Genomic DNA, 16,364 nt, shown 5'->3' with positions numbered 1-16,364 from the left:
TGAAAACAAATGGCCGCTGCCCACAAACGGGCGGCGGCCATTATCACGGGGATGCCGAACGTGCGGCTGACGACAGCGACGATACTCCTGCTGGGCGGCGCCCTCCTGATGGGAAGCCAGCTGGAAAGCAGCCTGATAGCGAGTGCCTTTGCAGCGGAGCTGCGCCCGGATCTCACACCGGCAGACCGTATCAAGGTCAACGCCGTTACAGTCCCCACCACCGACTTTTCAAAAGCCGAAGCCTTCGAGGCGATGACGGCAGGCGCTGCGAGTTTTACCGGCTCCGCCGATGCCAAGGCCTTTACCCACCCACTCGCCACCGTGAGTTTCGAGCAGCAACAGCAATTTTCCCTCGGCGAAGCGCTTTTTCAGAAATTCTGGGTCTCCTCCCCCTCCTCCACACAGGCCTCGGACGGATTGGGACCACTGTTCAACGCCCGCTCCTGCGAAAGCTGCCATCAGCGCGGCGGGCGTGGCCATCCACCCGGACCGGATGGCGATGCCACCTCGATGTTTCTAAGGCTGGCCCGTCCCGCGCATACCGATGAGGAAAAGGCCGCGATTGCCGCCTTGAAGGCGCTGAATTTCGGCGATGACACCTATGGCCGGCAACTACAGGACCGCGCCGTACCCGGTCTTGCCGCCGAGGGACGGCTGGTCGTGACCTATCAACCGAAGACCGTAATGCTTGCCGGTGGTGAAATGGAGACGCTGCGGGTTCCCACCTACAGCATCGACGCGCTCGGTTATGGTCCGCTTGGAGCCGACACCACACTATCGCCGCGTATCGCCAATCCGATGATCGGCATGGGCCTGATCGAGGCGATTGCCGACGAGGATATTCTGGCCAATGCCGAGCGGCAGGCCCAAGCGGGCAAGGGCATTTCGGGAACAGTTGCCAAGGTGCGCGATCACCTGACCGGCGACATCAGGATCGGACGCTTCGGCTGGAAGGCGGAAAACGCCACGGTCCGCGATCAGGCGGCGAGCGCCTTGGCCGGTGATATCGGCATTTCCTCTCCCGACGATCCGCGCCATGCAGGCGATTGCACGGCAAACCAGCCGCAATGCCTGGCGCTACCGAATGGCGTGCAGGCAAGGCTTGGCCCGGTCGAGGCACCACCGCCGGTTCTGGATCTGATGACATTCTATAGCGAAACACTGGCCCCTCCCAAGCGCCGCGACGTCACAAAGCCTGATGTGCTGGCCGGCAAGGCACTGTTTTATGCATCCGGTTGCGCCAGCTGCCATCAGCCGAAATATGTGACGCGGCGCGATACCGCCAACCCGGCCCTTTCCTTCCAACTGATCTGGCCCTATTCCGATTTCCTGCTGCATGATATGGGTCCCGATCTGGCCGATGGGCAACAGGTCGGCTTGGCCAGCGGCCAGCAATGGCGCACGCCGCCGCTCTGGGGCCTCGGTCTCACAGCCAAAGTCGGCGGTCGTCAGGCCTATCTGCATGACGGGCGCGCCACCTCCCTGCCGCAAGCCATTCTCTGGCACGGCGGCGAGGCGGAAAACGCCCGCAACGCCTTTGCATCCATGACGCCGGGCGACCGCAAGGCGTTGATTACGTTTCTGGAGTCACTCTGATGCCCACTGCTCGATGCCGGATTTTGACCCTCGTCCTGACACTATCCCTCCTCCCCTTCCAGGCCTTGCCCGTTTTGGCGCAGGACGCCGCCCCCCATGCAACAGCCCTGCAAGCCGCCGCGGTGCCAGACGTGATGGCAAAGACGGTGGATGGCTTTATCCGCCCCGGCTATCGCAATTTTCTCGACAAGGCCAAGGCCCTGCATGAAGGGATGAATGCCCTATGCGCCACCCCTTCCGACCAAACCGTCAAAGCGGCCAAGGATGGCTTTGAGCAAGCCGTGCGCGCCTGGGCGCGGATCGAGATTGTCCGGGTTGGACCGGTGATCGAGGAAAACCGCTTTGAGCACATCCTGTTTTACCCGGACCGCAAGGGACTGGCGCTGAAGCAGATCCAGGGCGCCATTGCCTCCAATGACGACAGCTTCACCAAGCCGGAAGCCCTGCATGAGAAAAGCGTGGCGATCCAGGGTCTTGGCGCTCTGGAATATGTGCTCTACGGCACCGGATCGGAGACTTTGAACCAGGCCGACGGCGCGTTCCGTTGCCGCTATGGCGCAGCAATTGCTGGCAATATCGAAAACATGGCAGGCGAACTTTCCAGCCTCTGGGAAGCGCCCGGCGGCATCCAGACGGCCTGGAAGCAGCCCGGCCCGAACAATGATGTCTTCCGCACCCCATCGGAGGCTATCACCGGCCTGCTCGGCATTCTCGTCCACGGAACCGAGACCGTGCGCGACGAGCGGATCGAAACATTCTTCAAAGGTGCAGGGGGCCGTATCGCGCCCAAGCAGGCGATTTTCTGGCGCTCCGGCCTGACCTTCGTCAGCATGCAGGAAAACCTGACCGGTCTCAAACAGCTTCTCAACGACACAGGCGCTGCAAACCTGTTGCCGGAGGGCAAGCGAGGCGTGATCACCGCCATCAATATCCAGGCCGACCAGCTGATCCAGACCGCCCAATCCATCACACCGGATGTGGAAGCAGCCGTTGGCCAACCCGACAACCGCAAGAAGCTGGTCAGCCTGCTGGATGACAGCCGCAGCATGATCACCGATCTCAGCGACGGGCTGGGCGGCGGCGTCGGCCTCAGCGCCGGTTTTTCTTTCGCGGACGGGGATTGATCCCGATGCGCGGCGCGTTGATGGACAGGCGACACTTTTTAAAAGCCGCAGGCGCCGTTTATCTGGCCGGGCTGACAGCGGCGCAAGCAGCGACCCTGACGGCAACCGATGCCGTCTATGCCTCCGCCTTTCGCGCCCAGGATGGATCATTTGACGCTGCCTTGCTCAGCGAAGATGGTCGGATCGTTGCGCGCGTCGCCCTGCCGGGCCGCGCCCACGGGCTTGCGGCCAGCGCCAATAAGGTGGCTGCCTTTGCGAGGCGTCCCGGGACATTCGTCTTCATCTTCGACCGGCAACAGCAGGTGGCACCTGTTGTCGTCAACGCCCCGGCGGGCCGCCATTTCTACGGCCACGGGCATTTTTCGCCCGATGGCAAGCTGCTCTATGCCAGCGAGAATGATTTCGACAACAATCGCGGCATGATCGGGCTTTACGATGCAACAGACGGATTTCGCCGGATCGGCGAATTTTCCGCCCATGGTATCGGCACCCATGACATGAACGTCAGCGATGACGGCAGCCTGCTGATCATCGCCAATGGCGGCATCGAGACCAATCCCGATTTCGGCCGCACCAAGCTCAATCTCGACCATATGCAACCATCTCTAGTGCTGGCGGATGCCAAAACCGGCGCATTGATCGAAAAACACGAACTGCCCGAAGCCCTGCGCCAGCTTTCGACCCGGCATATCGATCTCGATGCGCGTGGCCGGATCTGGTTTGCCTGCCAATATGAGGGCCCACGCCGCGATCTGCCGCCGCTGGTCGGCCATTTCAGGCGGGGCGAAGCGCTGCACTGGCTCGACCTGCCGCCCGATATCACCCGTGGGCTTGCCAATTATGTTGGGGCAATTGCCGTCAACCGTCACGAAGGACTGGTCGGCGTCACCTCACCGAATGGCGGTCTCTCGGTCACGTTGGATGCCGACAGCGGCAAGGTGCTGAAAACCGCCAGCCTGAGCGAAGCAGCGGGCATCGCGCCTGCCGCCCATGGCTTTGCCACGTCTTCCTATGATGGCCGGTTCCTGGGCAGATCAGAGGCCGTAAACTGGGACCAGCACATCATCCGCATCGGATGATGGCTTATCCCCTTCCATCCAGGGCTTGATGCTATAGGTAGTCACGTCATGCGTAACGCTCTCACCAATCTCATCTTCATGGCCGCCGTCACCGGCATCGGCACCCTGATCGGGCTGACCAATCTGCCGGGCGACTGGTATGACGGGCTGGAAAAGCCTTTCTTCAATCCGCCGGGCTGGATCTTCGGCCCGGTCTGGACCGTGCTGTACGTGCTGATCGGCCTTGCGGGCGCTCGGATCTGGCAGCGGATGCGGCAATCGCGGGGCGCATCGCGTGCCATGACGCTGTGGTTCGGCCAGATGCTGCTGAATTTCCTGTGGTCTCCGGCGTTCTTCGGTGCACAGAGCACCGGTCTCGCCCTGATCGTCATTCTGCCGATGCTGGCGCTGATCCTTGCCTTTGTCTGGCAGGTCCGCCGCTTGGACCGGGTGGCGATGCTGTGTTTCATCCCCTATGCCGCCTGGGTTGCTTTCGCCACAGTGCTGAACGCGGCGCTTTTCCTGCTGAATTAACTACCGCAGCAAAACCGTCGCGCCCAAAGCCCATCAACAGGCCAAACCCCATCAACAGGCTTGCCGAACCGGTTCCGTCATGCCAAATGGCAGGCAGACGAGAGGGAAAGAGGCGGCAGCCACATGGACGCGGATATCCAGCAGCGGATCACGGCAAGCTTTGCACGGCAGGGCGCCATGCAGACCATTGGCGCGGAACTGACCCGCATCAGCCATAAAATGGTGGAAATCGAGCTGGCGTTTCACGACAAGCTCACCCAACAACATGGCTTCCTGCATGCAGGCGTAATTTCCGCCGCCCTCGACGCGGCTTGCAGCTACGCCGCCTATACGGTGATTGCGCCTGAAACCTCGCTGCTGACCATCGAATTCAAGGTCAACATGATGTCGCCCGGGCGCGGCGACCGTTTTCTGTTTCGCGGCGAGATCACCAAGCCCGGCTCCACCATTATCGTCGCCGATGGCCGTGGCTATGCCATCTCCGACGGCCCAGCCAAATTGATTGCCTCGATGACCAGCACACTGATGGTGATGCGGGGCCGTGAGGATATCAGAGAATGACATTTGAACTGAAATCGGTTTGCAGCAAGTCCATTCTGTTCGTCATGGCAGTCGATGCCGAATATGGCCCGCTCCTGCGCCTGCGCATACAACCGCTGATGACCGGGGTTGGCCCCGTGGAAAGCGCCATCGCCACCACCAATGCCCTAAGAGACCTCCAGGCAGCAGGGACGCTTCCCGATCTCGTCGTCTCGCTCGGTTCGGCAGGCTCGGCACGGCTGGAACAGACCGAGGTCTACCAGGTCTCCTCGGTCGCCTACCGGGATATGGACGCCTCGCCGCTCGGTTTCGAGAAAGGCTGTACGCCGTTCCTCGATCTGCCTGCTACGGTGGACCTGCCGCTGCGCATTCCCGGCGTTGCCGTGGCCAGCCTGTCGACCGGCGGCAATATCGTCTCAGGCCCGGTCTATGACAGCATCGCCGCTGACATGGTCGATATGGAAACCTATGCGGTGCTGCGCGCCTGTCAGGCATTCAACCTGCCGCTGATCGGCCTGCGCGGTATTTCCGATGGCAAGGCGGAACTGAAACATGTCGGCGACTGGACGGAGTATCTGCATGTCGTTGACCGCAACCTGGCCCAAGCGGTAGACGCGCTGGTCAAGGCAGTGGAAGACGGCACCTTCTGGTTCTGATCCGCCCGCGCCGAACACGAGATTTTTTGCCATGCCGGCATTTCCCGGATTGCCACGGACACTGCTTTTCATTAAAGGCTCGACATGACCCAGACAGCACATCCCGACAGCGTTCTCATCATCGATTTCGGCAGCCAGGTAACGCAGCTGATTGCGCGGCGCGTTCGTGAAACCGGCGTGTACTGCGAAATCGTCCCTTTCCAGTCATCCGAAGAGGGCTTCGCACGGTTGAAGCCAAAAGCGGTTATCCTGTCTGGAAGCCCGGCCTCGGCACTGGATGAAGGCAGCCCCCGCGTTCCTCAGGTGATTTTCGACAGCGGCCTGCCAATCTTTGGCATCTGCTATGGCCAGCAAACCATTTGCGCCCAGCTGGGTGGCAAGGTTGAAGCCGGACATCACCGCGAATTTGGTCGCGCCTTCCTTGAGATCGAGCAGGATTGCAAGCTGTTCGAAGGTCTCTGGTCGGTTGGTTCACGTCATCAGGTCTGGATGTCGCATGGCGACCGCGTCACCGCGATCCCGCCGGGCTTTCGGGTTCTGGCCACCTCCTCCAATGCGCCTTTCGCGTTCATTGCCGATGAGGCCCGCAAATATTACGCCGTGCAGTTCCACCCGGAAGTGGTGCATACGCCTGACGGCGCCAAGCTGATCCAGAATTTCGTCCATAATATCGCTGGCATTACTGGCGACTGGAGCATGTCAGCCTACCGCGCTAAGGCCGTGGAACAGATCCGCGCCCAGGTCGGCGACAAGCGGGTAATTTGTGCCTTGTCCGGCGGCGTCGATAGTTCGGTCGCAGCTCTGCTGATCCATGAGGCGGTTGGCGACCAGCTGACCTGCATTCTGGTTGACCACGGGTTGATGCGCAAGAACGAGGCGGCGGATGTCGTTGCCATGTTCAAGGAACATTACAATCTGCATCTGATCCATGTCGATGCTATTGACCGCTTCGTCGGCGAGCTGGAAGGCGTGTCCGATCCGGAAACCAAGCGCAAGATCATTGGCCGCCTGTTCATCGAGACCTTCGAGGAAGAAGCCAAGAAGCTCGGCGGCGCAGACTTCCTCGGCCAAGGCACGCTTTATCCTGACGTCATCGAAAGCGTTTCCTTCTCCGGCGGCCCGTCTGTCACCATCAAGAGCCACCACAATGTCGGCGGCCTGCCAGACCGCATGAACATGAAGCTGGTGGAACCGCTGCGCGAGCTGTTCAAGGACGAAGTGCGCGTTCTGGGCAAGGAGCTTGGCCTGCCCGACTCATTCATTGGCCGTCACCCCTTCCCCGGCCCCGGCCTTGCCATCCGCTGCCCGGGCGGCGTGACCCGCGAAAAGCTCGATATCCTGCGCGAAGCCGATGCCATCTATCTGGACGAAATCCGCAAGGCCGGTCTTTACGATGCTATCTGGCAGGCCTTCGCCGTGCTGCTGCCGGTCCAGACTGTCGGCGTGATGGGCGATGGCCGTACCTATGAATTCGTCTGCGCACTGCGCGCCGTCACCTCCGTTGATGGCATGACCGCAGACTTCTACCACTATGACATGGAATTCCTCGGCCGTGCCGCTACCCGCATCATCAACGAAGTCCGCGGCATCAACCGGGTCGTCTATGATGTGACATCCAAGCCGCCCGGCACCATCGAGTGGGAATGATTTTTGCCGATCAGGCGCGCATATAGGCCGCCGCATGATGCCGCTGGATTTATGCGGCCCGTCCCGTCAGGCCTCGCATTCATGATGCAGGCGAAGACGGAACCAGCCGTGCAAAAGGATGTACGGCTGGCAGACCGGCTTTCGTGAGCAGCAATTTCAGGCATTGCCGACGTTTGCTTCTGGCTCGCCACTCCCCAGGCGCTGTAGCGCAGGCATCAAAACCGTATCCAGCAGTCGGTTGAGGAAAGCTTCGTCAGCCGGCATGCGCTTCACCACCGCTTGATAGAAAATCATCGTTTGCGCCACATCGTCGAGCGGCACCGCATCCAGGGCCTGCGCCCGCAATGCTCCCCTTTGCACAGCCCGATCAATGACACCACGCCATCCTTCGTTGCGGATTGCTTCGAGTTTCCTGGAAAGCAGAACTGCTAATTCCGGATCATGGTGCATGGGCAATAGCAGGCCCGCGAGCATACGCGCCCGCTCTGGATTAAGCGCTTCGGCAAGCGTTTTCAAAAACGCCAGCAGGTCGGCACGCAGAGAACCGTGGTCTTCCAAGTGCAATTGCAGCTTTGCGAGATCATCCTCAATCGCCGCAATGATCAGGCTCTTTGCATCTGGATAGCGTCTGTAAATGCTGGTCGCGGGAATACCGGACAGCCGTCCGACCTTGGCCATGGTCACACCCTCAAGACCCGTCTGGCTGAGAAGCTCAAGCGTGACGCGAATAAGCGCATCATCAAGGTTCTTATCGCGCGGCCGGCCCTGCTGCGGCGAATTTGAATCGTCAGAGTTCAACACAATACTCATCTTAAAAGCTTCCCTGTCGATATCGACACCCATCGCCGCGATACGCGCTCTTGATAGCGGAGGCAATTGGGTTTATGAGTTTCGCTATAGGTCCATAGCGAAATTGTAAACGATGAACAATGTCAACACCTGTTTGCCTCCGCACTCACAAACGGCAAGCAGACGGTCGATCCGGTGGGGAGGTGCCTCACAGCTGTGACGGTAGAGCAGGAAATCGTCTCGCCCACGGAACCGAAATACGAGGGCGTGGCGACGATATCCGGCACCTTCGACGGAGAAACCGTGACCGGCTTCACACACATTGAAATGATGGGAACTGGCGTGGCTGATCCCGTTGGGAACACCGCAGCCCGCGCACGCCCTTAGGGGGTATTCCTCCACAAGCACAACTATTACCAAGTCTCTGACATGCTGAAGCATCCTCGACTTGAAAAATTGAAAGATAGCAAAATGAGCGATTTGAACAAAGATTTCCCCCTTCTGTCGCAAAAGGCCCGCAGACGGGCGGTGCTTGGCGGGGGCTTGGCGCTTGGGGCCTTCAGTCTCACAGCGACCTCTGGCTTGGGTGCATCCATCGCCACCGGCACGGCCCGCTCCACATCGGGCACGCCGCTGTTTGTCGATACGGTCAAGGACCTGGCTTCTCATCCCTCGACCGTTCTGGAATCCTGGTATGTCAATGCGGCCTTCGAAAGTCGGGGCAAGAGTGTCGGTTTCGAATGGCATCAAAGCGTCACCCCGCAGGGCAGCATGACCGAGTTCCTGCTGATGAACGGATCTGACGGCATCTGGCGACCGCAAGTCGCTTCAGAACCGGCATCGGATAAAGTCGGCGCTGCAACGACGGAATGCCATGTCTATTCAAGCCTCGGCACGCTGAAGGGGGACCGGTCACAGTTCCAGCTCAAGCTCGGATCGGGACAGAACTCCGTCGACGTGGTGCTGACGCCGCAGCGAGAGGAACTCTATAACGGCACAACCGGCCTTCTCCGCTTTCTCGGCTCTGATTCCTATGAGTTTGCCTTCCCCAACATGCAGGCCAAGGGATCGATGACCATTGATGGCGACGTGTTTCCAGTCGATGCGAAATCGGTGTGGTTTGATCGGCAATGGGCCAAGTCGGAAGCCGCCGACCCGCAAGAGCAGGCGAAAAAGGCTGAACAGATCAATCAATCTCACTGGACGTGGCTGGGACTGACGTTCGGGGCATCAGACAAATGCGCGATTTCATTCTGGGATGTCATGGAACCCAACCAGCGCTCGACCTTCCTGACCTATTTACGCGAGGACGGGGTGCAGATGAATGTCGATGCGCAGGTGGAATACGATCGTATCTGGACAAGCAGCGATACCGGGCAGCGTTATCCTGCTGTTGCGCATATAACCGCGCCGGCAATCAATCTCGACATTGTGCTGACAGCGATGCTTGAGCGACCAGAATTTGTCTATCAACCAGGACAAGGGCATAGCGGATGCCAGTCACTCTGCCTGGTGAAGGGCAAAATCGGCGCGAACATCGTCAACAAGCCGGCTATCCTGGAACTTATTGGCGGTATCGACCTCTGACAAAGGCTCCAAGGCGGCGATAGCCGGTGCAGACCGCGATCATAACACCCTACCGCTGGCCAGCAGTTCGGCCAGCATCGTATTGGGAAAGCGTCGTTTCTGAATGATTGCATAAAAGCTTTCGATGACTTCTGGAATGCGGCAGTGTTCGATGAGCACTCCCGCCTCCAGTTCGTCGCGCACGACGATCGGCGGCACCAGCGTGAGCCCTTCGCGCTCACGTGCCAGAAGGCGAAGCATCGCCATATCATCGACCTCGGCGAGAATGATGGGTCGTATTCCGGCCATTTCGAGAATCCGGTCAAAGGCCACGCGGATATCGCTGTCGAGGCTGGGCAGTAGCAACGGCTCGGTGCGCAGGTCGTCGGGAAATTTAAAACTCTGCCCATCAGGCCGGGGGCGTCCAACCAGGCTGACCGGCTGCTCGTTCAGCAGATGATTGCGCAGCAGTGAGCGTGCATCACGCGGGGCGGCGCTGTTTGCCAGCACCACATCGACGGCATGGGCTTCGAGTTGCGCCAGGAGATCGCGCATATTGCCGGAGCGCACGATCAGTTCCACGTCGGAGCGACCGACCAGCGGGCGCAGGAATTCCAGCTGAAAGTTGCGCGACAGCGTTGTCAGCGCCCCGACCCGCAGCACTTGACGGCTGGCGGTCGGGCGGCCACTGAGCGTGCTCATCAATTCGTCACCGGCCTTGAACACCGTATCGGCATAATCCAGCGCGATCTGTCCGGCCTCTGTCAGCACGAGCTTCTTGCCGACGCGCTCAAACAGCGCATGACCCATCTGATGTTCGAGCTTCTGGATCTGAACCGAGAGCGCCGATTGCGACAGGTTCATGTGTTGAGCGGCCCGTGTCAGGCTGCCTTCATGCGCGACCGCCCAGAAATAGCGGAGATGATTAAAATTCAGATCTCTCATATCGTTCTTTTAAAACGAACGATATTGACAAAACAATGAATTTTTCTTGGGCTCAGGGCTTGGATAAGAGTGGTCTCCGAAGCGATCTTGCCTGAAGGGAATGCCACCCGTGTCCATCCAGTTCCTGCCCTTGCTGGCGCCCCTTGCCCTGCTTGCAAGCGCCGTCATCAGCTTTGCCCAAAAACAGCAAAGGCCCAGACATAGCCCTCGGCTTGCGCAGGCCGCAGCGCTGCTGGCACTTGCAATTGCGCTGGCCTCAGTCATCGCGCTGATCCTGCTAGGCCCCGGCAGCAGCCCGTTGATCGGGTTTGCCACGGTGGGTCTATCGGTTCGGCTGGATGCCGTCAGCGCTACCATGCTGGTTCTGGTGACATTCATCGGCTGGGTGGTCACACGCTATGCCGCCACCTATCTGGATGGCGAGGACCGGCAGGGGCCGTTTACCGGCTGGCTCTGCGCCACACTTGCCTCGGTGCTGTTGCTGGTCACGGCGGGCAACCTGCTACAATTGGTGGTCGCCTGGATCGCCACCAGCCTGTTTCTGCATAAATTGCTGCTGTTTTATCCAGGGCGGGTGGCGGCACAGCGCGCCGCACGCAAGAAATTCATCACCGCCCGCCTCGGCGATGCAGCGCTGGCCGGTGCGGCCGTTTTGCTGGCAATGGCGTATGGAACCGCCGATATCAGCGAAATCCTCAATGCTGCCCGTGCCGGATATGACGCAGGACAGAGCGGAGGCCTTATTGTTGCCGCAGCAAGCCTGCTGGCGCTGGCAGCGGCGCTTAAATCCGCGCAGTTTCCCACGCATGGCTGGCTGACCGAGGTGATGGAAACACCAACCCCTGTTTCCGCACTTTTGCATGCGGGGGTGATCAACGCCGGTGGCTTTCTGCTGATCCGTTTTGCCGATGTCATGCTGCTTGCCGCCGGCGTGCTGGCTGCGCTGGTCATACTGGGCGGCTTCACGGCCCTGTTCGGCAGTCTGGTGATGCTGACCCAACCAGCGGTCAAAACCTCACTGGCCTGGTCTACCGTTGCGCAAATGGGCTTCATGATCTTCGAATGCGGCCTGGGGCTGTTTGCGCTGGCCCTGCTACATATCGTGGCGCATTCACTCTACAAAGCCCATTCCTTCCTCGCCTCCGGTGGTGCGGTAGAACGGGTCGCCGCGATACCCAGGCCCGGCCCGGTGGCCATACCCAATGCGGGCGCGGTCGGGCGAGCCTTTCTGTCGGCCCTTGCCATCTACTGTGTCGTGGGCCTGTGTTTCGGGCTGACGCATAAATCGCCACAAGCCATTGCGCTTGGAGCCATCCTGATTTTCGGTGTCGCCTATATGCTCGCCCAAGGCTTTGCCGATGCTGCCCCCAAGGCATTGACCCTGCGCACGGCGGTCTATGCCATCACCACTTCGGTCGGCTATTTCGCCCTGCAAATGGCTGCCACCCTGATGACATCGGGGGTCTTGCCCCCCACGCCTGCACCGGAACCGCTGGAATGGGCGCTGATCGTGCTGGCCGTCGTCAGTTTCGGACTGGTCGCCGTCGTGCAGGCGATGTTCCCGCTCTGGGCCTATCATCCGGCAGCGGCGGGCCTGCGCGTCCATCTTTCCAACGGCTTCTACGTCAATGCCATCTTCGACCGCCTGGTCGGCGGCTGGTCGATCCGCAGCCTGTCTTGATGAAATCGGAGTTTTGATCATGTTGCATAGCCCTATCCCAATCAAAGCCGATCCGATGATCTTCGAGACGGCGGCGGACCGTGCCGCACGGGCCATTCCTCCCGTCTGGCCGCTGATGTCGAGTGTCGCCGTCAATCCTTTTCTGGGGCAGGCTGGTGAAACCCTTGCGAAGGCGGGCGCCCGGCTGGTGCGGGTGGCGGGCATCGCCATCACCATGCCGCGCCACTGGTACCAGCAGAAAATTGACACGGGTGAGATTTCCGATGCGGATCTGCTCGCGGCCTTGGCCTGCGCGCCTGCCGATCTGCGGCCAACCGATCTTGCCGCACTGAAGGCCGCCGCCGCTCTCAACCCGCCAAGACCACAGGCACTGGCCTCGGTGGCGGATCTGGCGGCGCGGGCCTCCGGGGTGGATTGGCCGGGTCTGCTAACCGAGCGGCTTGGTGCCTGGATGGCGGGCTATTTCGATGAGGGTCAGGCGCTTTGGGCCGCGCCCCGCGGCAAGAGCGCCTACGGTGCCTGGCGGGCCGTGGCAACCCATGACCTGACGCCGGAAATCGCCGGTCTGCGCGGTTTTGCAAGGCATGTCTCGGAGGCACCTGAAACAGCAATGGCGGTTATCGCCCGTGTCTGCACTCGCCTCGACTTGCCTGTCGAGGCGCTGGAGACCTATTTTCACCAGATGCTGATGTCATTGGGTGGCTGGGGGCAATATGCACGCTACAAGCTCTGGCAGGCGGAACTGGCCGGTGGATCCGACCAAACGATCACCGACCTTCTGGCAATCCGGCTGATCTGGGAAGAGGCGCTGTTTCTGCGCTATGGCGACCAAATCGGCGAAGCCTGGGCGCATGTGCGGGTTGCCCATGCGGCACCGGTCGTGGCGACCCCCGACCTGATGATCGACGCCATCCTTCAGGACGCAGCCGAACGTGCGGCACAACGAGAACTGGCACGGATTCTAGCAGGAAACGCCCCGCAGATCCACGAGACCCGGCCTCTGGTTCAGGCCGCCTTCTGCATCGATGTGCGCTCCGAAGTGTTTCGCCGTGCGCTTGAGAGCCTCAATCCACAGATCCAGACGCTCGGCTTTGCAGGCTTTTTCGGTCTGGCCGCGTCGCATCGCCGTTTCGCCTCCGATGTCGCGGAATCGCGGTTTCCAGTTCTGCTCAATCCTGCACTCAAATCCCGCGCTGGCGGGCCTTACAGGGCCGAGGATGCCGAGCCGCAGCGGGTCAAGGCCCGGGCAAAGCGGGCCTGGGGCCGGTTCAAGCTGGCGGCTGTCTCTTCCTTCGCTTTCGTCGAGGCGACGGGGCCGATCTATGTCGGCAAGCTGCTGAGTGATGCACTCGGCCTCCCCCACGCTTCAGCCCCGAATGACCCCGCACCACAACTCGATCCGGCGCTCGATCTGGCGAGCCGGGTCAAGGCAGCCGGGGCGGTGCTACGCGCCATGTCGCTGACCACGGGCTTTGCGCGGCTGGTGCTTTTAGCGGGGCATGGCGCCAATACTGTCAACAATCCTCATGCTAGCGGCCTGCATTGCGGTGCCTGCGGCGGTTATTCAGGCGAGGTCAATGCCCGCCTACTGGCGGCCTTGCTGAATGACCCTGAGGTCCGGGCCGGACTGACCGAGATCGGTATCGAGATCCCGCAGGATACACTGTTTCTGGCGGCCCTGCATGATACGACCACCGACCGGATGACGCTCTATGCGGATTATCATCCCTGCCAAACCCATGAGGCCGATATCGCACAGGCCAGAACCTGGCTTGCCGATGCAGGCAGGCTTGCAAGGGGCGAGCGCGCGCTTCGCCTGCCGCGCGCGGCAGATGAGGCCTCCCTCTCAAAACGCAGCCGCGACTGGTCAGAGACCCGGCCCGAATGGGCACTGGCTGGCTGCAAGGCCTTTATCGCCGCTCCCAGATCACGCACCGCCACTAAAAACCTCGAAGGACAAGCCTTCCTGCATGATTATGACTGGAAACAGGACAAAAGCTTTGGCACGCTGGAACTGATCCTGACCGCCCCGGTCATCGTTGCGAGCTGGATCAGCCTGCAATATTACGGCTCGACCGTGGCACCTGAGGCTTTCGGTGGTGGCAACAAGCTTCTGCACAATGTGACGGGTGGCATCGGCGTGGTGGAAGGCAATGGCGGGCTTTTGCGGGCCGGTCTTCCCTGGCAATCGGTCCATGACGGGCAGAACTATATGCACGAACCGCTGCGCCTATCGGTCTGCCTTGAGGCGCCCGTCGAGGCAATCAGTGAGGTACTGGGCCGCCATGACGGGGTGCGGGCCCTGTTCGACAATGGCTGGTTACACCTCTTTTCTCTTGATGACGAGGGCCGCATGGCCTGGCGATACAATGGCGGTCTGCAATGGGTGCCGATAGATGACACAGAGGACGCCGAACAGAGGTCAAAGCTCAAGGTTGCCGTGTAATCGGGACTGACGGCTAAAACAGAAATCCAATGAGCGCGGTCTGGGGTGGGCATTCCGTCTGCGATGATCCCAATCTGGCATCATAATTATGTCCATCAAATCTGCGTATTTCCTATTTAAGGAATATTTTTAACGGCTATTTCACAGTGATTGTGCTTTCGTCATGACTGGCAAACGGGGTTGACCGTGGCTGGGGAGATCGACAGCGTGAAGATGGCATCCATATTTCAGAACAAGCCTATAAAAGACGCCGCTATATTGCTGAGTGTCGGGGCTGTGATATGGGCGATTGCCATTCGTTTCAACTTCCATGAACATCTCGACGCCTTCCTGCATCGCAACGAAGCCTGGCAGCTCGACGAGCTTTTCAATGTTATCAGCATTACCGGTCTGCTTAGTCTGATCTTCGCGGCCAGGCGCATTGGCGAGCTGAAGGCCGAGATCCGCTTGAGAAACACCGCCGAAGACAATATGGACTGGCTGGCCCATCACGATCCCCTGACGGGCCTTCCCAATCGCCGGGCCCTGTCCGATCGGCAGGCGGAGATGGAAACCTTGCAGGATGGACGCCATTGGGTGATCTATTCGATAGATCTCGACGGGTTCAAGAAGGTCAACGACCTCGTGGGCCATCAGGGCGGCGACCTGCTTTTGCGGGAAGTGGCGCAGCGCTTGATGCATGCGCTGCCCAATGCCGATGTCTACCGGATGGGCGGCGATGAATTCCTGTTGGTCAGCCCTCGCTCGGCGAATATGGATTATCGCCATGCGGGCCAGCATATCGCCAGGCTTTTGTGCAATCCTTACGATATTGGCGGCATGACCAGCGAAATCGGTGCCAGTGTTGGTTTTGCGCTGTTTCCGGAAGACAGCGACGACTTCAAGGATGCCACGCACTGCGCCGATGTGGCGATGTATGTCGCCAAGAAAGCCGGGCAGAACAGCGTCTATGGCTTCGAGCGAATCATGGAAGACCGGGTCATGCGGCGGGCCGAAACCGAAATGGCGCTGAAGCGTGCGATCCGTGACAACCTGATCGTTCCCTATTATCAACCTTTGATCGACCTCAAGTCCGGTGAATTGCGTGGATTCGAGGCGTTGGCGCGATGGAAGACCGGCCCTAACCACTATGTTCCCCCCAGTGATTTCATCGAATTGGCGGAAACTGCCGGGCTGATTGTTGAGCTGTCGGATAGTCTGTTTCGCCAGGCTTGTCTTGACGCGCTGCAATGGCCCGACACTGTACGGCTAGCCTTCAACATCTCGCCAACGCAATTCATCGACCGCCAGTTGAGCCTGCGGATCATGTCGATCCTGATGGAGACAGGATTTCCACCCAGCCGGCTGGAGATCGAGATCACCGAGACAGCGCTGGTGCATGATATCGAACTGGCAACCCAGATCCTGGCGGATCTCCGGCAGAGCGGCATTCGGATTGCCTTGGACGATTTTGGCACGGGCTATTCCAGCCTGTCGCAATTGTCGAAATTCACCTTCGACAAAATCAAGATCGATCGGAGTTTTGTCATGAGCTACGATGTTGACAAAAAACAGGAAGATATCATGCGCGCCATTCTGGGCCTCGGCCAGGGTCTTGGCATTGCCACTACCGCCGAGGGTATCGAGGATGAGAATCAGTTGGCATTTCTGAAAAGCATCGGCTGCGATTTCGGCCAGGGCTTTTTGTTCAGCAAGGCGCTGCCAGCAGAAGAGGCGCTCTCATTAACGACCAGGGATGCCACAATAAAGCCAGATTCGGCAACCGTGGCACGATAGAAACTG

General features: G+C 60.0%; 14 protein-coding genes. 12 read left to right on the top strand and 2 right to left on the bottom strand.

Going from position 1 to position 16,364, the window contains the following annotated elements; genetic code table 11:
* The first annotated feature begins 9 nt into the window (after nucleotides 1-9).
* The 7 genes from AVCG78_RS17060 (at nucleotide 10) to guaA (ending at nucleotide 7,155) form a co-directional block, all read left to right on the top strand.
* Nucleotides 10-1,596: a di-heme oxidoreductase family protein gene (locus tag AVCG78_RS17060; RefSeq protein ID WP_071202478.1), complete on the top strand. Its 1,587-nt coding sequence runs from the start codon at nucleotides 10-12 to the stop codon at nucleotides 1,594-1,596.
* Entirely contained in the window at nucleotides 1,596-2,720 is a 1,125-nt protein-coding gene (locus AVCG78_RS17055) for an imelysin family protein (protein WP_081363308.1), read from the top strand. The genes AVCG78_RS17060 and AVCG78_RS17055 overlap by 1 nt, the downstream gene beginning before the upstream one ends.
* Before the next feature lie 5 nt (nucleotides 2,721-2,725).
* Nucleotides 2,726-3,799 carry a DUF1513 domain-containing protein gene (locus AVCG78_RS17050; RefSeq protein WP_071202474.1) on the top strand — a complete coding sequence of 358 codons (1,074 nt, stop codon included), beginning with the start codon at nucleotides 2,726-2,728 and terminating at the stop codon, nucleotides 3,797-3,799.
* 48 nt (nucleotides 3,800-3,847) lie between these two features.
* Nucleotides 3,848-4,312 carry a TspO/MBR family protein gene (locus AVCG78_RS17045; RefSeq protein ID WP_071202472.1) on the top strand — a complete coding sequence of 155 codons (465 nt, stop codon included), beginning with the start codon at nucleotides 3,848-3,850 and terminating at the stop codon, nucleotides 4,310-4,312.
* Between the two features lie 123 nt (nucleotides 4,313-4,435).
* Complete coding sequence (locus AVCG78_RS17040; protein ID WP_060719693.1) at nucleotides 4,436-4,873, top strand: PaaI family thioesterase; 438 nt, start codon at nucleotides 4,436-4,438, stop codon at nucleotides 4,871-4,873.
* Nucleotides 4,870-5,508, top strand: coding sequence for a 5'-methylthioadenosine/S-adenosylhomocysteine nucleosidase (locus tag AVCG78_RS17035; RefSeq protein ID WP_012654746.1), 639 nt, complete (start codon nucleotides 4,870-4,872; stop codon nucleotides 5,506-5,508). The genes AVCG78_RS17040 and AVCG78_RS17035 overlap by 4 nt, the downstream gene beginning before the upstream one ends.
* An 84-nt stretch (nucleotides 5,509-5,592) precedes the next feature.
* The gene (guaA, locus tag AVCG78_RS17030) at nucleotides 5,593-7,155 is read left to right on the top strand and encodes a glutamine-hydrolyzing GMP synthase (protein WP_012654745.1); all 1,563 of its coding nucleotides are present in this window, start codon (nucleotides 5,593-5,595) and stop codon (nucleotides 7,153-7,155) included.
* 156 nt (nucleotides 7,156-7,311) lie between these two features.
* Here guaA and AVCG78_RS17025 read toward each other — a convergent pair whose 3' ends face one another.
* Nucleotides 7,312-7,998 (bottom strand): TetR/AcrR family transcriptional regulator, encoded by a 687-nt coding sequence (locus tag AVCG78_RS17025; RefSeq protein ID WP_234665127.1) that lies wholly within the window; start codon nucleotides 7,996-7,998, stop codon nucleotides 7,312-7,314.
* Between the two features lie 162 nt (nucleotides 7,999-8,160).
* On the opposite strand from AVCG78_RS17025, the gene AVCG78_RS17020 reads away from it, so the two are divergent.
* Together AVCG78_RS17020 and AVCG78_RS17015 are read left to right on the top strand one after the other, a co-directional pair.
* Nucleotides 8,161-8,331: a hypothetical protein gene (locus AVCG78_RS17020; RefSeq protein ID WP_156582664.1), complete on the top strand. Its 171-nt coding sequence runs from the start codon at nucleotides 8,161-8,163 to the stop codon at nucleotides 8,329-8,331.
* An 84-nt stretch (nucleotides 8,332-8,415) separates the two neighbouring features.
* Nucleotides 8,416-9,531 (top strand): lipocalin-like domain-containing protein, encoded by a 1,116-nt coding sequence (locus AVCG78_RS17015; protein ID WP_234665128.1) that lies wholly within the window; start codon nucleotides 8,416-8,418, stop codon nucleotides 9,529-9,531.
* Nucleotides 9,532-9,570: 39 nt separating this feature from the next.
* Here the strand turns inward: AVCG78_RS17015 and AVCG78_RS17010 are convergent, their stop codons facing one another.
* The gene (locus AVCG78_RS17010) at nucleotides 9,571-10,455 is read right to left on the bottom strand and encodes a LysR family transcriptional regulator (protein WP_012654742.1); all 885 of its coding nucleotides are present in this window, start codon (nucleotides 10,453-10,455) and stop codon (nucleotides 9,571-9,573) included.
* Nucleotides 10,456-10,564: 109 nt separating this feature from the next.
* Here AVCG78_RS17010 and AVCG78_RS17005 point away from each other — a divergent pair, with 109 nt between their 5' ends.
* The 3 genes from AVCG78_RS17005 (at nucleotide 10,565) to AVCG78_RS16995 (ending at nucleotide 16,358) form a co-directional block, all read left to right on the top strand.
* The gene (locus AVCG78_RS17005; RefSeq protein WP_081355229.1) at nucleotides 10,565-12,136 is read left to right on the top strand and encodes an NADH-quinone oxidoreductase subunit L; all 1,572 of its coding nucleotides are present in this window, start codon (nucleotides 10,565-10,567) and stop codon (nucleotides 12,134-12,136) included.
* Nucleotides 12,137-12,149: 13 nt separating this feature from the next.
* Nucleotides 12,150-14,582: a YbcC family protein gene (locus AVCG78_RS17000; protein ID WP_409065466.1), complete on the top strand. Its 2,433-nt coding sequence runs from the start codon at nucleotides 12,150-12,152 to the stop codon at nucleotides 14,580-14,582.
* A 213-nt stretch (nucleotides 14,583-14,795) separates the two neighbouring features.
* On the top strand, nucleotides 14,796-16,358 hold the full coding sequence (locus tag AVCG78_RS16995) for a putative bifunctional diguanylate cyclase/phosphodiesterase (RefSeq protein ID WP_234665129.1): 1,563 nt from the start codon (nucleotides 14,796-14,798) through the stop codon (nucleotides 16,356-16,358).
* Nucleotides 16,359-16,364: the final 6 nt, after the last annotated feature.

Source organism: Gillisella vitis (assembly GCF_021559775.1).
GTDB classification, from domain to species: domain Bacteria; phylum Pseudomonadota; class Alphaproteobacteria; order Rhizobiales; family Rhizobiaceae; genus Allorhizobium; species Allorhizobium ampelinum.
The sequence above is the reverse complement of the archived record's forward strand: the minus strand, read 5'-3'. Positions and strand labels throughout refer to the sequence as shown.

What these genes read in the sequence shown, in the direction of transcription:
- AVCG78_RS17010 (WP_012654742.1), bottom strand. Translation starts at nt 10,455, where the DNA reads ATGAGAGATCTGAATTTTAATCATCTCCGCTATTTCTGGGCGGTCGCG.
- AVCG78_RS17025 (WP_234665127.1), bottom strand. Translation starts at nt 7,998, where the DNA reads ATGGGTGTCGATATCGACAGGGAAGCTTTTAAGATGAGTATTGTGTTG.
- AVCG78_RS16995 (WP_234665129.1), top strand. Translation starts at nt 14,796, where the DNA reads ATGGCATCCATATTTCAGAACAAGCCTATAAAAGACGCCGCTATATTG.
- AVCG78_RS17035 (WP_012654746.1), top strand. Translation starts at nt 4,870, where the DNA reads ATGACATTTGAACTGAAATCGGTTTGCAGCAAGTCCATTCTGTTCGTC.
- guaA (WP_012654745.1), top strand. Translation starts at nt 5,593, where the DNA reads ATGACCCAGACAGCACATCCCGACAGCGTTCTCATCATCGATTTCGGC.
- AVCG78_RS17040 (WP_060719693.1), top strand. Translation starts at nt 4,436, where the DNA reads ATGGACGCGGATATCCAGCAGCGGATCACGGCAAGCTTTGCACGGCAG.
- AVCG78_RS17050 (WP_071202474.1), top strand. Translation starts at nt 2,726, where the DNA reads ATGCGCGGCGCGTTGATGGACAGGCGACACTTTTTAAAAGCCGCAGGC.
- AVCG78_RS17060 (WP_071202478.1), top strand. Translation starts at nt 10, where the DNA reads ATGGCCGCTGCCCACAAACGGGCGGCGGCCATTATCACGGGGATGCCG.
- AVCG78_RS17015 (WP_234665128.1), top strand. Translation starts at nt 8,416, where the DNA reads ATGAGCGATTTGAACAAAGATTTCCCCCTTCTGTCGCAAAAGGCCCGC.
- AVCG78_RS17045 (WP_071202472.1), top strand. Translation starts at nt 3,848, where the DNA reads ATGCGTAACGCTCTCACCAATCTCATCTTCATGGCCGCCGTCACCGGC.
- AVCG78_RS17055 (WP_081363308.1), top strand. Translation starts at nt 1,596, where the DNA reads ATGCCCACTGCTCGATGCCGGATTTTGACCCTCGTCCTGACACTATCC.